The sequence below is a fragment of the Flagellimonas sp. MMG031 genome (assembly GCF_040112705.1).
Lineage (GTDB): Bacteria > Bacteroidota > Bacteroidia > Flavobacteriales > Flavobacteriaceae > Flagellimonas.
In genome coordinates this window covers 3,344,645-3,360,803 of record NZ_CP157804.1, presented here as the reverse complement: position 1 = coordinate 3,360,803, position 16,159 = coordinate 3,344,645, and the positions used below count along the sequence as shown (strand labels likewise).

Genomic DNA, 16,159 nt, shown 5'->3' with positions numbered 1-16,159 from the left:
TACAAAACTTCTTCCGATGTGGGCTTTTTTTTTAACTAAACACAAACTAAACATGGATAATATCATAGTGATTGTTGTTGCGGCAGTCGTTGGATTGGCAATTGGTTTTGCCATTGCAAAGATGATGGAGAAGGGAAAAGCATCCAAGACCATTGCCAATGCAAAGCGGGAAGCGGCCAATATCGTAAAGGAGGCCAATAAGGAAGGGGAAAGCATCAAAAAGGATAAGATCTTTCAGGCGAAGGAGAAGTTTTTGGAGTTGAAGGCAGAGCATGAAAAGGTCATCATCAACAAGGATAAAAAAATCGCGGAAGCCGAAAAGCGCACCAGGGACAAAGAATCGCAGGTGAGCAGCGAATTGGCCAAGAACAAAAAACTGAACGACCAACTGCAACAGAAAATCAAGGAGGTCGATTACAAAAGCGAGATACTTGATAAGAAACAGGCCGAAGTAGAGAAATTGCACAAAAGTCAGGTGCAGCAACTGGAGGTCATTTCCGGACTCTCCGCAGAGGATGCCAAGGCGCAACTGCTAGAGTCTTTAAAAGAAACCGCCAAGAGCGATGCCATGGCTTACCTCCAAAACACTTTGGAAGAAGCGAAGCTTACCGCACAACAAGAGGCCCGAAAGATTGTAATCAATACCATTCAACGCATCGGAACCGAAGAAGCCGTTGAAAACTGCGTTTCCGTTTTCAATTTGGAGTCAGATGACGTAAAAGGGCGAATCATCGGTCGTGAAGGAAGAAATATCCGTGCACTGGAAGCGGCCACTGGGGTTGAAATCATTGTAGACGATACGCCTGAGGCCATCATACTGTCCTGCTTCGATTCTGTGAGACGGGAAGTGGCCAGATTGTCCTTACACCGATTGGTAACTGACGGTCGAATCCACCCTGCCCGTATCGAAGAGGTGGTCAAAAAGACTGAGAAGCAAATCAATGAGGAAATCGCTGAAATTGGAAAACGCACCGTAATCGATTTGGGTATTCATGGCCTGCACCCCGAATTGATCAAAGCTGTTGGGCGAATGAAGTACCGTTCCTCTTACGGACAAAACCTCTTGCAGCACTCCAGGGAAGTCGCAAAACTTTGCGGTGTAATGGCTGCCGAATTGGGTATAAATCCAAAATTGGCGAAAAGAGCTGGATTGTTGCACGATATTGGAAAAGTACCCATGGCCGAGGTCGAAGTGGAGACCCCACACGCCATTTTGGGAATGCAATGGGCACAAAAATATGGGGAGAAAGATGAAGTTTGCAACGCGATTGGTGCCCACCACGATGAAGTAGAAATGACCACACTTATTTCACCCATAGTTCAGGTGTGTGATGCCATCAGCGGTGCGCGTCCTGGCGCCAGAAGGCAAGTGCTGGATTCCTATATCCAACGTTTGAAGGATTTGGAGGATATCGCCTTTGGTTTCCACGGAGTGCAGAAAGCCTACGCCATTCAAGCGGGTAGGGAACTACGCGTGATTGTGGAGAGCGAAAAGGTGAACGACGACAAGGCCGCAGAACTTTCGTTCGAAATCTCCCAGAAAATCCAAACGGATATGACCTATCCAGGCCAAGTAAAGGTCACCGTAATCCGGGAAACCAGATCGGTGAACGTAGCGAAATAATTAGTACCCGGCATTCTTTAAAATCCAGCTTATGGGGAGATCCGTGTATTGCGTGCTGGATCGGTTTGTAGTATTGGTCGGATTTTTGGTCATAACTACCAACCACATACCATCACCATAAGTAATGGTCGTAATGGAGTATCCCTTTTCGGCCCGTTCCTTGATCCATTCGAACGGATAAGATGCATCCGTTTTCCAAGTTTGTGCCCCTAATTTGGAACCCTTGGTCATCGTTAAGGCCCATAATCCGTTACCGTAGGTGGCCGAAGTAATCGCATAGTCCTCGTTCCAGCTATCAATCATCCAATCCCTGGGTATATCGTAGCTTGTACGCCAACGTTGGGTGCCAAATCCAGTGTTCTTGTCCATGGCAAGGTACCAGTTGCCATCCCCGTACATCATGGAGGTAATGTGGTAACCATCATCCCATTTTTCGCTGACCCATTCCTTTGGAAAAGTTTCAGATTTTCTCCAAGATTGTGGTCCACGGCCAGAACCCTTGCTCATCAGAACCACAAAGGTTTTTTTGCTTTCATCATAATCGAAGGTGCTGATGTAGAAACCGTTCGCCCATTGACTTTTTATCCATTCACTGGGAAACTCTGTCGATTCTTTGATGCGCTGTTCCGAATAGGAGGTTTTGGTCTTGGAGTCCATTACGGCTGCCCAAACTGATTGACCATCCATGCCATTGGCCAAAACAGTAACCGAGTTATTGGGTACTGAAAAGGATAGTTCACCTTTGTTCATGTACATCAGTAACTGTAGCAATTCTTCACCTTCTAAAAAGTAATCGTCCAAATATCCCTTCGTCATCGCTTCTGGGTTGAGTTCTACCCAGTACAGCATTGGCTTCATCACTTGTGTGAAGTCGCCACTCGAGAACGCATTGTCATCGGCAGTATAGGCTTTGAAGGAGCCCCCGTTATTTTTCAGGTAAAAATTGTCCGCGCTGTAGCTGGAGCCGGATGGCCCGCGTACAATGTAAGCATCGTATCCATTCAGGTATTTGTCCGTTGTACCATCCGCTTTTTGAAAGTCCTTGTAACTGCAGATATAGCCCGCGACTTTATCTGCCCCGTTGGCATAATATTTTACACGGACCACTGCTTCGGTATCGCTATAAAAAATGACAAGGGCGGTGTATTTCACCTCGCCGCTCACCCAGCTGGTCTCAAAATAGTTTTGTGATGCCCGGAAGGCTGCAAAGCAAGAACAAAAAAAGAGTAAAAAAATTCTTCATTGGTATTGGATTGGTTGGTATTTTACTATAAAAATGAAGGTTCCTAATGGAAAACCCAAAAAAATGAGATGTAAGGATAAAAAATGGATGTGAATTTCATTTTGATGGAAGTCGAGACTCCATTTTACAGTTATGCTGTGTCGACAGGCGATAGGCTGACAATTATCATACTTTTCCAGTAGGTATTGGAGTAACTTCATTCGAGGAATTGATAAACTACTGGAGTGATGAAAAATAGTGTACCTATCTCAAAAATAATGACCAGAAAACTGGTCACGCTCTCTCCCCAAGATGATTTGGTGACCGCGGAGCGATTGTTTAAAAAGCACCATATACGACATATCCCTGTTGTTGAGGGGAATACCATCAAAGGCATGTTGAGCTATACGGATTTGCTCCGGATTAGCTTTGCCGATGCGGTGGACGAACATGAAGAATATGTGGATACCATTGTGTACAACATGTTTACCATACCACAAGTGATGGTGAGCGATGTGGTTACCGTATCTTCGACAACTTCCATTAAGGATGTCGCACGTTTTCTTTCAAAAAAGGAGTTTCATGCATTACCGGTGGTGGATAACGGAAAAATTGTGGGGATCGTTACCACTACGGACTTGATCAACTATTTACTCGAATGTATCGAAGCTTAGGCGAAAGAAAGGCAAAGGGCCGCTAAAAGCGGCCCTTTGTTGTTTTGCCAAAAAGGCAATGTTTATTCTTCCTCTTCGCTGCCCTCAGTTTCTTCCTCTTCACTTTCTTTATTGAGTTTATGCTCCAAGATATTGAGGTTTTTCATTTTTTCCTTCCACGTTTGGAGGGCTTCTTTTTGCTTGTTCAATTTTTGGACTACCTCTTTCACCAGCGGATTGTCCTCTGAGTCGTTGGAGAAAAACTGTAGATTGTTCTCCAATTGGCGAATTTCGGACTTGACTTCGTCAATTTTGCGTTTTACAAAAATACGCTCATTGCCAATGGCGTAATTGTCCTCGGTCTTGGCCAGTTCCTGTACCTTGTTTCCATACTTCAACAACTCGGATTGTTCCTTGGCAATCCCCAATTTTTTGAACAGGGCGTCCACAATTTTATTGAACTTCCCGTTGATGTGTTTTTTATTGTAGGGAATACGGCCATATTGCTTCCACTCGGACAAAAAGGCTTTGATGTCCTCGATATCCTTTTTCTTGTCTCCGCTCAATTGGAAAGCTTTTAAACGGTCAAGGCACTCGCTTTTCTTTTTAAAGTTCTCGAACTCTTCGTTATGGGCGTCGTTTCTTTCGGCATGCAAACGGTCAAAATAATGATTGCAGGCATCTTTGAACTCTTTCCATATTTTGTCGGAGTACTTTCGGGGCACATGCCCAATTTTTTTCCAGTCACGCTGTATGCGCTTCATCTGTGGGGTTACTTCGGCCCAATCATCACTATCCTTTAGGGAAACGGCCAACTGCAAAAGCTCCCTTTTCTTTTCAAGGTTTTGCTGTTGCTCCTTTTTTTGGTTTTTGTAAAAGGCGTTTTTGGTACGGTTGAACTTGCGTACGGTCTCCTTGAACTGTCCCCAGGTCTCCTCGTTCACTTTTTGGGGCACTTTTCCAGCTTTAAAGAAGGATTCGCGAAACGCCTCCACCTCCTTGATTTGCTGTTGAATTCCGCGATGGTTGTCGGCCACGTTTTCGGCAATCTTGGCTATGCCCGCAATAATTTCTTGTTTTTTCTCAAGGTTTTTCTCGTAGACCTTCTCCAACTCTTGGAAATGTTCTTGCCTCCGTTGGTGCATGGCCTTGGTGGCATTGCTGAACTTTTCCCAAATTTCTTCCCGATGTTCCTTGGCAACGGGACCAATGTCTTCCTTCCATATTTTATGAAGGGTCTGCAGTTCGCGGAAGGCCTTGTTCAGGTCCGGTTCATCGGCCAATGCTTCGGCACGTTCTACCAATTTCTGCTTCTCTTCAAGATTGTGTTTAAAATCAAGGTCACGCAATTCTCGGTTGAGGTGCAGGAAATCGTAAAAGATTTCCATGTGATGGTGGTAAGTGCGCCATACATCATTGTAATTGGCCCTTGGAATGGGCCCTGCATTTTTCCAGCGGTTTTGCAGGTCTTTGAAATTATTGTAAGTGGTGTTGATATCTTCCTCAATGTCGATGAGCCCTTTGAGTTCCTCTATGATTTCCAACCGTTTCTGCAGGTTGGTTTTTAAGGACTGGTCCAGTTGTTTGTAGTACTGGTCCCGTTTTTCCCTAAAATCCGAGTAGACTTCGTTGAACTGCCTTTTGGCCACCGAGTTGTACCTAAAATCCACTTCATTTCCTCCCTTGGAGATGAATTCTTCCTTTTTCTCATCCAGAAAATCCTGAAATTTCTGGTCAAATTCATATTTAATGGCGCTCACATGCTTGTTGATGGCCTGTACTTTCTCATTCTTGACCAAGCGCTGGAGCTCCCCAACCAGGTTTTCCATGGACATAGAATGATAGTCCAGCATGGGGATGGTGTGCCGTTTTTCGTTTTCGGTATCCTCGGCATCCTCGGCGTTGGATTCATCGATTTCATCCAAGTGATCGTTGGACTCTTCCTTTTTGGGGCTTTTATCGTCGCTATCCTCTGTGGGAACCGCTTTGGATTCGGGTTCATTGGAACCTTCGATTTCGGATGCCGTATCCTCGGCTACTTTTGGTTCGGCCTGAGTGGCTTGTTCCAATGGAGCCTTTGTTTGTTCTGTAGATTCCTCTTTGCCACCTTCAGCCTGCTGAAGTTTACGATCCTTGTCCTGCATTAGTCGCTAGTTTACCTAATTGATTGATGAAAGTTATAGCCAATTTAACAACTTAATTGTCTAATAGCAAAAGTATTGATTCTTCTTTTGTACGATTTCGTGGATGTACGGAAGGGCCGGATGTCTTTACCAAAGGTAATTTTTAGACTTGGTTCCAGATTTCCCAAGCCTTTTCTGCCTGTTGTTCGAGCATGTTTAGACCATTGCTTATCTGGGCACCCCCTGCTTCACCTGCTGCTAAAAAGCTTGTTTTTTCCGGGTTGTAGATCAGGTCGTAGAGTAAATGGTCGGTTCCTATAAACTCGTAGGGGATGTCGGGTTTATCCTCTGTTTTTGGATAGGTTCCCAAGGGTGTACAGTTAATAATGAGTGTATTTTCCCTGATGATGTCCCCGTTCAAGTCGTCATAGGTATATTGGCCTTCTTTGTTGCTGCGGGATACATAGGTGCTTTCAATACCCAATTCGTTGAGCACAAATCGTACGGCTTTTGAGGCGCCTCCTGTTCCCAGAATCAATGCTTTGGTATGATGTGCTTTTAAAAAGGGTTCCAGTGATGTTCGGAATCCAAAGGCATCGGTATTGAAGCCCTTTAGCCCTTTTCCTGTGAATTGAATGGTGTTGACGGCACCGATTTGAGCCGCTTTGGGGTCCAGTTCATCCAAATAAGGCAATACCTCTTGCTTGTAGGGAATGGTGACGTTAAGGCCTTTTACGTTTTTTTGTGCCAAGACCTGCTTAATATCGTCGATTTGCTTGATATCAAAATTTTCGTAGCTATGGTCTTGAAGGCCCAAATCCTTGAATTTTTGGGTGAAGTATCCTTGGGAAAAGGAATAGGAAATATTTCTACCGAGCAGCCCGTACCTGTTCATTCTTTTTTCTGTTGTTGCCATACCAATCCAAAATCAATAATACCAAAATCCCCATCAATATAAAAAGGATGGCCCACCAAGTTTCCGCCTCGACCATATTCGGGAAGTGTCGTGTATAATTTTGAATAATCTTGTCGCCGTTCGAATCCAATAACGGATTTCCGGCTTCATCCAACTTAAAAATAGTTCGTTTCCATGGCCAAAGAACCCCCAACGACCCCGTAATAAAGCCCAGCAGGACTGCCGTTGTAGTTGCTTTGAAATGCTTCAATACATAACTGAGCAAATGGGAAAAGGTGACCAATCCGGTAATTGAACCCAAGGTGAACACGCCTAAAATTTTTAGAATCTGAATACGTTCCCTGTTGTTGACAAAGCTGAAATCGCCCGAAAACACTTCGGAAAATGTATCGTAAAGGGCATTTACGGAATCAACCAAGAGCAGGACATAATTGCCCAACAGAATCAAAATAAACGAACCGGAAAGTCCTGGAAGCGTCATTCCAGAAACACTGATAATTCCGCAGAAGAAAATAAACAGCAAATTATCGTTCTCCTTGGCAGGGTTCAAAAAACTGATGGAAACACCCACCACCAAACCAAATATTCCTGCTGGAATGGTACGCTGGTTCCAAGGCGAAAAGTCTTTTCCGATATAGTAAATGGACCCGATGACCATCCCAAAAAAGGTGGCCCACACAAAGAGTTCGTTGTGATCCAAAAAATGGTCCAAAATCCGGGAAACGCTAAAATAGCTGACCAACATCCCAAAGATCAATAGCCCCAGAAATTTGGCATTGATGTACCTAAAAAAACTTTTGAATCTGCCGTTGAACAGCAGTTTTACCGCTTTGGAGTTTAGCTTTTGAAGCGAGTAGATGAATTCTTCGTAAAAACCGGCCACAAAGGCCACAATACCTCCCGAAACACCCGGAACCTTGTTCGCGGCACCCATGCAAAGGCCCTTAATGACCAAGAAAAAATTGTCCAGAAGTGTTCTAGGTTGCTGCATGCGCCTTTACGGGTTTTCCTTATTTTTTGGAAGCTAATCTTTCGAGGATAAAAATAAGTGAAAAACCTAGGATGGCTAACACTAGGGCAAGCATTAATTTGCTATCGCCCTCAAAAGCACCGGGAAGTACGTTCATATCGTCCACCACAATGGTCTTGTCACCAAAGGTTTTGGTTTCCAATACCTTTTTCCAGGGCCAGATTTTATTGAGCGAACCCAAAATAAAGCCTGTCAAAAGGGCCAAGGTGATGTTTTTATAGTGGTTGAACATCCATTTGAGCAATCGAGCGAAGCTCAAAAGACCAAAAATAGCTCCAATGCCCACCGTAAATATAATTTTAAAGTCCCTTTCGTGAACAGCGTCCAAAATGGTTTTGTAGGAGCCAAGCAGTACCAAAATAAATGCCCCTGAGATTCCGGGCAAGATCATAGCACAAATGGCCAAGGCTCCGGAAAGGAACAGATAGGGTAGACTATCCACATTATCGCTGGCCGGCAGTTCGGTAATAAAAAAGGCAAGGGCCGCACCCAAAAGCAGTACCACAATCGAACCCATGTTCCACCTCGTGATTTCCTTACCGACCATAAAAATGGAAGCCACCACCAAGCCAAAAAAGAAAGACCAGAGCAAAATGGGCTCATTTTCCAAAAGCCAGCTCAAGAATTTGGCCAAGGAGAGGACGCTGATAAAAATCCCAACGAACAATGCCAAAAGAAAGTTGCCATTGACCTTGTTCCAGACGGCTTTGATACCGTCTTTTCGCAACATTTTGATGAGGGAAAGGTCTATGTTGTTGATGGAGGTGATGAGTTCCTCATAAATTCCGGAAATAAAGGCGATGGTTCCTCCGGATACTCCCGGGACTACGTCGGCGGCACCCATGGCCATACCTTTAAGGGTGATAAATACGTAGTCCAGTGTACGACGTGCTTGCATGAATTTTTGGGCTATGGTGAGGTTACTTGGCGGTTCTCCTGACTTTGGAAACCAACGCTTTCACCCAATCAACTTCTATGAATTCTGGGAATTCCTTTTCAAACTGCCGCAATTTACCAATATCCACTTTCATGGCCTTTGACAAAATGGTTTTTGCTTCGTCCAAGTCGTTATTTTTTAAATGGAGACCCGCCAATTTGTAGGTGAGGTCGGAATTATCGGGATAAAACTCCAAACCTTGAATAAGTACTTGAATAGCGGAATTGTAGTCCCCAATTTGGTTGAGTACTTCGGCCCAGTTTCTCCATGTTGCCAATTCGTAGTTGCCCAAATCCACCGCTTGTTTGTATGCAAAGTCGGCTTCATCATAATTTTCGAGCGCTGCATAAATCTTGGCTGCTTTTTTCCAATATTTTGGGTTTTCACCATCTATATTGATGGCCTTGTTGATATAATACAGGGCTTTTTCGTAATTCTTTTGTCCATAATGGAAATCGGTGATGGCCAACCAACCTTTGTCCAACAAAGGGTCTTCATGTACGGTATGATAGTAATAATACTTGGCCAGATCGTAATTGCCCAGTTTTTCATGGCATTTGCCCAAACGTAAAAAAGCATAGGAAGTAGGGTCTTCCATAGTGATGGTGGACTCGTAGTTTTCTATGGCTTCGTTGTACCTGCCCAGTTTTTCCAACACCTTGCCTTTTTCAAAATAGGCCCCGATGAAAGAATCGTCTGAAATCACCGCAAAATCAAATGCCGTCAATGCTTCCAGATACAAATTTTTGGCCAAGTACATTTTACCGAGTTGATGCCAGGCCACTTCGCAGTAAGGATTGCGGTCCAAATAATCGTTCAGGTAGTAGATGCTCCCATCAAAATCTTCCAAAAACTCAAAACAGTACACCACATTGTATAGGGATGAATAGTCACTGTCGTCCATTTCCACACAGCGCATAAAGCTGAGCTTGGCCTGCTCGTAGTTATCCATGAACAGGTATTCCATTCCCAAAAGGGAGTGAATGTCAAAGGAGTGGTCGGTCACGTTAAGTGCTTCCAAGAGTAAGTTTACTGCTTCCTGGTGTTTGTCCTGCTTGGAACGGATATTGGCTCTTTGGATGTAGATTTCTTCATTGCCCGCATTGATGTTCTGGATTTCATCCAAGAGCGTCTCGGCAGCTTCAAATTTGTCCTCAAAAGCCAAAACCTCAACCTGCAAAAGCTTTAATTCCATGGAATTGGGATGTTGTTCCAAACCAATTTGGATGGCTTTTTTGCCTAGGGATATTTTGCCGTTGTTCAGGTAGTGGTGGATGATTTCCTCAAAGTCCTCCGCATCGAAGAAGTAGACGTCATCTGTCTTGAGCATGGACTCAAATTTGCTTATCGATTTGTCAGGATATTCGTTAGATTCTAACGCCATAGGAACGTTTTTGGTTGAACTATGGACTTAAAATTAACCTTTTGGGTTGCTCTTGAAGTCCATTTTTAGGGTATGTTATCAACAAATTAGTTAACAGTAGGGGTTGGATAGTCGTTTAAAATGCCAATGATTAGGTCGCAACCTTCCTCAATTTCTTTCATGGAAATGGTGAGTGGAGGCGATATTCGAACGGCTCGCTGCTCGAACAGTAACCAGAATAAGATGAGTCCTTTTTTTGCGGCTTCCAGCACCACGTAATTGGCTATCTCCTTGTTTTTCATTATGGGAGCCAGCATCAACCCTTTGCCTCTAACTTCTTCTATTAATGGATGTTGTAATAGTTTTCGGAACAGCTTTTCCTTTTCCAAGGTCTGTTCCATGAGGTTGGTTTCGGTAATTTCCTTCAAGGTGGCCAAACTGGCGGCTGCGATGACCGGATTTCCCCCAAATGTGGTGATATGCCCCAGTTTTGGGTGGTCCATCAAATCGCTCATCAATTCGTGCGAAGCCACAAAAGCGCCCACGGGCAAACCAGAGGCCATTCCTTTGCCGATGACCATAATATCGGGAATGCAATTAAAGTGTTCAAAAGCGAATAATTTGCCCGTACGTCCAAATCCGGGTTGAATTTCGTCCAATATCAGCAAGGCACCGACTTCGTTGCAGCGTTTTCGTACCTTTTCCAGATAGCCATTTTGGGGCACAATAAACCCAGCCCCTCCTTGGATGGTTTCCAGTACCACTGCGGCAGTGCGTTCCGTGATTTGCTCCAAATCGTTCTCCGAATTGAACTCAATAAACCCCACATCGGGAATCAAAGGGCGGAAGGCACCTTTGCGTTCTTCGTAGGTCATCAAACTCAAACTGCCCATGGTATTGCCATGATAGGCGTTCTTGGCAGCGATAATTTGGGAGCGGCCTGTATGTCTTCGGGCGAGTTTTAACGCTCCTTCCATGGCTTCCGTTCCGGAGTTGACCAAATACGTGGTACTTAGGTTTTTTGGAAGGAGGGAGGCCAGTAGCTTGGTATATGATACGGCAGGCTCCTGTACATACTCCCCATAGACCATAACGTGCATGTACTGGTCCACTTGTGCCTTGATGGCCTCCACCACCCTTGGGTGTGCATGTCCCAAACTACAGGCCGATACACCTGCTACGAAATCCAAATGCGCATTGCCCTCCTTGTCGTAAATATAGCTTCCCTTCGCATGAGAGACCTCCAAGGCCAGTGGATGCGGGGAAGTTTGGGCTTGGTATGTGAAAAAATCGTCTTTGGACATGGCTATTGGGTCTGTGCCTTCTTTTTGAGCACCGGTTTCTTTGGTTTTGTCGCCTTGGTGTTGGGTGCGTTTATGGGGTCGTTCGTGTTGTTCTGACGCTCGTTTTCCTCGGCATCAATATCGATTGGGTTGTCGATACCCCTAATCTTGACCAATTCAATGTTGTTGTCGTCTTCATCAAAAATCTCTTCCTTGGACATGATCCGTTCTTCACCCCGCCATACAAAGCCCTTCAATTTTCGACTTTCCACGGGCAAATCGGTTTCCGGGAAAATATCACCATCAGGATTCACAAAAAAAGTGATGTCTTCAATGTCATTATTGGCCATTAGCAGTCTGATTTTGCTGCAAATGGTTTTGTCGATGCCCACAAGTTCCTCATCGTCATTGTAAACGTAATAGATGACTTCGGTGTTCTGGACCAAATCAATGATTTTCAGTTCATTTTCAATGAACTTGCCGAACAGATTTTTGCCCTTAGCTTGATTGTAGCCGGTTCTGCTGATGGTATCCAACGAAATAATAAAGGCATTTTCTATCACTTTGAGGGAATCCAGCTTATCGGTTTCCAAATCGGAAATCAAGTGAATGCTATCGCCAGTGATTTGATTATCCACATTCCATAAAATAGGGTCGGTGATCAATTGGGTGATGCCCGTTTTTTCCTCAAAATGGATGGAATCACATTTGCCGCTCAAATCTGTTTTGTAAAATTTGGCGTTTCTGAAAGCTCTCAGAACACGCTCTTCTTCCTTTCCGGTCACCATCAAGGTATCGCCGTGCATGTACAGCGAGTCCTTTTCCACCAAACTGATGGAAACCGCTCTTTTGGTGGCAAAAACAGAATCTTTGGCTTTGTGCACCTCGGCGTAGTGTGCCCGAATCACCCCATTGTTGATGGTGTCCGTGATTTGGATATTGTTGGTGGCCGAAGCAAATTCCTTGAACTTATCGAAATACAGGCTGTCGCCCTCGATGATTTTATTGTCGTAATCAATACGGGTGTTTTTGATACCGTAGCCCTGTTCAATCTTGGTGTCGTAGAAGCCGCGCTCACAATAGATTTTATATTCCTCTCCCGTTATCGTGGAAGGGCCGTACATATAGGCGTTTTTGGAAGTGGTGTAATAGTCCAATTGCTCCGAATCTATGATATAATCCGGGTTGTCGATATGTACATTGCGCTGAAATTGGTACTTTTTTGGGGTTATAAAGTAGGTGCCCACCTTGCTGGTCAGCACATTGGCCGAGTCAACTACCTTACCTCCTGAATTGTAATAGGCCTCCTGCTTTTCCCTATTAAAATAGAGCGTATCGGTGGTCAACCGCATCTGTCCGTTCGTAAGGTCCACTTTTTCCCAAGCCTTTGCGAGTTTGGTGTTCCCGTCGTAATCCATCTTCCCGCTGTTCATTTCAATGGAATCACCCTGTTGCAAGCGGATATTTCCAATGGCTTTTAACCGGTTTTCTTCCGCATAAAAAATGGCGATATCGCACCAAAGGTCCGCCCCCTGATGCTCAAACTGCACCTGCCTTTCGTCGTCCTTGCTAAAAATCGAAGCACCGGGGAATTGGGCCTCATCCTTGGTGAAGTTGGCCCCATACACGATGTTGATTTGTCTTCCACCTTCTGGCTGTTGTTCTTGGGCGAACCCACTCACAAAGGCAAAAAACACTATGAAAAATGCACTATTTTTCAAATTCATTGAATTTTGCCCAAAAGTAGGATTTTTAACGGAAGTGGCACACATCCTTTAGAAAGCTTTGGCAATTGTATCCCAAAGGTCTACAGCTTTCAGAGTTTTATTTTCCCCTTTTGAGAGCTAGGGTGATTTGACCGCAATGATAGCTGTTGTGGTACAGGATATGTCCGAACAACTTGATTCTGGAAATTGGTCCAAAAAATGGAGTTTCAATGGTTTCCATCCACTCCTCCTCGGAAAGGTTTTCCACCAAATCCTGTAGTATTTGATAGCCGTCTTCCACCAATTTCTTGCTTTCTTCCCAATAGTAAGTTTTGCCAGTATCCTGTTCCCCCATGGTCGTATTTTGAACTGAAGTGGGAATACCAAAAAACTGACTGATCAAGTGCATGATTTCTCCTATGTGCCGATAGATAAAGCCCACGGAAGCGGTATCGTCGTTCAATCGTAAGGAACTGTTCTTTTGGTCGATTTCCTTAAACGTGTAACTGCACGTTTTTAGATTTTGATCCAATAAATCCTTAAGGAGGTGTTTGGTCATATAAATTATTGGTTTAAGTAAGCAGAGTACATCCAAATTAATTTTTCTTGCTCCCGGATGTAATCGCTCATCAATGCATTGGTACCTTCGTCACTTGAATCTCCGGACATTTCCAATAACTCCCTCTCAAGTGGCAGCAGTACTTCGTATCCATTCAAAATTTCTTGAATCGCTTTGTTACCATCGGATACGTTCTTGGCCGCTTTAATCTTGGATATTTTGGAATAATCGGCATAGGTGTGCAAAGGAACAAACCCCAAGGTCAGAATCCGCTCTGCGATTTCATCGATTTTGACCAATGAATCGTTGTACAGTTCCTCAAACTTTATATGAAGCTCAAAAAACTTTTCGCCTTTAATGTTCCAATGAAAACCACGGGCATTCATGTAAAACAGTTGGTAGTTGGCTAACAGTTCATTGAGTTTATTGGCCAGTTCATTTGATGCTTGTTTGTCCAGTCCAATTCTGTTGAGATGATGTGTCATGTCTTGCTAATTTTGATTTTAATCAAAAATAACCCTGTTCTTTCTAAGCTACAGTGACCCTAGTCACATAACTTTAGGGTGCCAATCATTTAGTTTTCATCAAACTGATAGCAAAACCTCCACCCTCTGCCATAGGAATGGTCATTGATGACCCTTTGCTGATAGCTACATCTTCAATGGTAATGGCCGTAGGATTGTTTCGGTAATGCGCATCCGCTGCATCTTTATAAAGGGTGGCCTTGTAGGTTACACCATCTTCCAGAAAATCAAAATTGAGGGTAACTTCTCTGGCGTTTTCATCGGTAATCCCACCAACGAACCAGTTGCCTGTTTCCCGCTCTTTTCGAGCAATAGTGACGTAATCGCCCACCTCGCCATTTAGTACATGGGTTTCGTCCCAATCTACGCCCACATCCCTGATAAACTGGAAAGCAGGCTGGTTTTCATAATTTTCCGGTAGGTCGCAGGCCATCTGCACAGGGCTATAAATGACCACATAAAGTGCCAACTGCTGCGCAATAGTGGTACTGACCCGATTGTTTTCCTTGCCGGGAATTTCAATATCAAAAACACCGGGTGTAAAATCTATTGGACCGGCCAACATTCGTGTAAAGGCAACAATGGGTAAGTGTTCGGGCGGATTTCCACCATCGGCCGACCATGCGTTGAATTCCTGACCGCGAAGTCCTTCCCTGGCAATGGCGTTGGGATAAGTTCTTCGGATTCCTGTGGCTTTGATGGGTTCATGGGCGTTAATGGCCACCTTGTACCCTGCAGCTGTTTCCAGCACTTTTCGGTAATGGTTCACCATCCATTGGCCATGGTGGTATTCTCCTTTGGGAATGATTTCGCCCACATACCCAGTTTTGACCGAACTCATGTCGTATTTTTTCATCAGTTGGAAAGCCGTATCCAATTGTTGCTCGTAGGTCCGCGGTGCAGCGGAGGTCTCGTGGTGCATGATGATTTCTACTCCCTTTTCCTTGGCGTAGCGGTTCAATTCTTCCAAATCGTAATCGGGGTAGGGGGTCACAAAATCAAAAACGCCTTCGCGGTCCTCAAAACCTATCCAATGTTCCCATCCCGTATTCCAACCCTCGACCAACACCCCTTTGATGTTGTTTTTGGCCGCAAAATCGATATATCTTTTGGTGTTTTCGGTGGTTGCGCCATGCTTCCCCGTGGGTTTTAAATCTTGGGTGAAGGTGTTCATGTCCTGCGAACCGGCATAGTCCCAAGTGGATTGGCCCACATGCATTTCCCACCAGATGCCCACATATTTTTTGGGTTCGAACCAGCTCATGTCCCCAAGTTTATTGGGTTCGTTCAAGTTGACAATCAATTTGGATTCGATGAGTTCACTGGCCTTGTCCGCAATCTGGATGCTTCGCCACGGTGTTTTAAAGGGAAGTTCCCGTTTTACTTTGTATCCCGATCGGTCGGAACCCACCAATTCACTGGTCAACCGTAAAGACTCCGTATCCACTTTCAAGGTCATTCCGGCATAGTCCGTAAGGTTGGCTTCATGAAAGCTCAAGTGAAGTCCATCTTCGCCCCGCATGGTCACAGGGGTGTTCACAGCGTTCTCGGGAATGTAGGTTGCGGCAAGGTCGGCATTGTTCCTTTTGGATAGGGCATCGATTTCCGAGACTTTGGTGGTGTTGTAGAGGTGTTCGTAAATATCCCAGTCACCGGGAATCCACCAGGTAGTATAGTCTTCGGTCAGCTGGAATTCGGTATTCTCGTCCATGATGATAATACTGTCTCTACCCTGTTGGGGAAGAAACTCGTACCGAAATCCGATACCGTCGTCATAAGCCCTGAAATAGATATTGAATTGACGGTTGGGGGCTGCTGATTCCTCCAAGGTAACGACCATCTCGTTGTAGTGGTTCACTACCTCCCTTTGTTCGCCCCAAGGCATTTCCCAAGTTTCATTTACGGTATTTTGGGTGGAGCTAACCAGGTTTAACCTTGATTTTAAAGGCTCTTGGCCCTTAAAGTCGAATCCCATGGCTGAGGAGTCGATAACGGTTTTTTCCCCGTGACGCACCAAATAATAAGGTGTTCCATCTTCGGAAAGATGAAAATGGATGGCGTTGTTACCGCTAGGTGATGTTACGTTTAAGGTGGCAGGTTCCTTAGTACAGGAAACCATCGTTCCCATCAAAAAAAGAAGTGTCCAGATTTTATTCATAGTACAGTTTTTTATCGATACAATTGGCGAAATAGGGTTGTTACCCAAACTCAATCGGACA

At 44.6% G+C, this 16,159-nt stretch carries 13 protein-coding genes; 2 read left to right on the top strand and 11 right to left on the bottom strand.

Features of this window, described 5'->3' with window-relative positions:
* Nucleotides 1–52: 52 nt before the first annotated feature.
* Nucleotides 53–1,624, top strand: a complete 1,572-nt coding sequence (gene rny / locus ABNE31_RS15195) for a ribonuclease Y (protein WP_179384167.1) — start codon at nucleotides 53–55, stop codon at nucleotides 1,622–1,624.
* Here rny and ABNE31_RS15190 read toward each other — a convergent pair whose 3' ends face one another.
* A complete protein-coding gene (locus ABNE31_RS15190) occupies nucleotides 1,625–2,788 on the bottom strand; it encodes a hypothetical protein (RefSeq protein WP_349351746.1) in 1,164 nt (387 codons plus the stop codon). It abuts the gene before it with no gap.
* Between the two features lie 306 nt (nucleotides 2,789–3,094).
* Here ABNE31_RS15190 and ABNE31_RS15185 point away from each other — a divergent pair, with 306 nt between their 5' ends.
* Nucleotides 3,095–3,520, top strand: a complete 426-nt coding sequence (locus tag ABNE31_RS15185; RefSeq protein WP_179384165.1) for a CBS domain-containing protein — start codon at nucleotides 3,095–3,097, stop codon at nucleotides 3,518–3,520.
* Between the two features lie 62 nt (nucleotides 3,521–3,582).
* Here ABNE31_RS15185 and ABNE31_RS15180 read toward each other — a convergent pair whose 3' ends face one another.
* The 10 genes from ABNE31_RS15180 to ABNE31_RS15135 form a co-directional block, all read right to left on the bottom strand.
* Nucleotides 3,583–5,643 carry a DUF349 domain-containing protein gene (locus tag ABNE31_RS15180; protein WP_349351745.1) on the bottom strand — a complete coding sequence of 687 codons (2,061 nt, stop codon included), beginning with the start codon at nucleotides 5,641–5,643 and terminating at the stop codon, nucleotides 3,583–3,585.
* Nucleotides 5,644–5,785: 142 nt separating this feature from the next.
* Nucleotides 5,786–6,517, bottom strand: coding sequence for a shikimate dehydrogenase (locus tag ABNE31_RS15175; RefSeq protein ID WP_349351744.1), 732 nt, complete (start codon nucleotides 6,515–6,517; stop codon nucleotides 5,786–5,788).
* Nucleotides 6,492–7,529 (bottom strand): DUF368 domain-containing protein, encoded by a 1,038-nt coding sequence (locus tag ABNE31_RS15170; RefSeq protein ID WP_349351743.1) that lies wholly within the window; start codon nucleotides 7,527–7,529, stop codon nucleotides 6,492–6,494. Before ABNE31_RS15170 ends, ABNE31_RS15175 begins: the two co-directional genes overlap by 26 nt.
* Nucleotides 7,530–7,548: 19 nt before the next feature.
* Nucleotides 7,549–8,466 carry a DUF368 domain-containing protein gene (locus tag ABNE31_RS15165; protein WP_349351742.1) on the bottom strand — a complete coding sequence of 306 codons (918 nt, stop codon included), beginning with the start codon at nucleotides 8,464–8,466 and terminating at the stop codon, nucleotides 7,549–7,551.
* 22 nt (nucleotides 8,467–8,488) lie between these two features.
* Nucleotides 8,489–9,889, bottom strand: a complete 1,401-nt coding sequence (locus ABNE31_RS15160) for a tetratricopeptide repeat protein (protein ID WP_293284599.1) — start codon at nucleotides 9,887–9,889, stop codon at nucleotides 8,489–8,491.
* A gap of 86 nt (nucleotides 9,890–9,975) precedes the next feature.
* Nucleotides 9,976–11,172: an aspartate aminotransferase family protein gene (locus tag ABNE31_RS15155; protein WP_349351741.1), complete on the bottom strand. Its 1,197-nt coding sequence runs from the start codon at nucleotides 11,170–11,172 to the stop codon at nucleotides 9,976–9,978.
* A 2-nt stretch (nucleotides 11,173–11,174) separates the two neighbouring features.
* Nucleotides 11,175–12,878: an OstA-like protein gene (locus ABNE31_RS15150; RefSeq protein WP_349351740.1), complete on the bottom strand. Its 1,704-nt coding sequence runs from the start codon at nucleotides 12,876–12,878 to the stop codon at nucleotides 11,175–11,177.
* 97 nt (nucleotides 12,879–12,975) lie between these two features.
* Nucleotides 12,976–13,416 carry a DinB family protein gene (locus tag ABNE31_RS15145; RefSeq protein WP_349351739.1) on the bottom strand — a complete coding sequence of 147 codons (441 nt, stop codon included), beginning with the start codon at nucleotides 13,414–13,416 and terminating at the stop codon, nucleotides 12,976–12,978.
* A gap of 5 nt (nucleotides 13,417–13,421) precedes the next feature.
* Nucleotides 13,422–13,901 (bottom strand): Dps family protein, encoded by a 480-nt coding sequence (locus tag ABNE31_RS15140; protein WP_293287959.1) that lies wholly within the window; start codon nucleotides 13,899–13,901, stop codon nucleotides 13,422–13,424.
* A gap of 85 nt (nucleotides 13,902–13,986) precedes the next feature.
* Complete coding sequence (locus ABNE31_RS15135; protein ID WP_349351738.1) at nucleotides 13,987–16,098, bottom strand: glycoside hydrolase family 97 protein; 2,112 nt, start codon at nucleotides 16,096–16,098, stop codon at nucleotides 13,987–13,989.
* Between the last annotated feature and the right edge of the window lie 61 nt (nucleotides 16,099–16,159).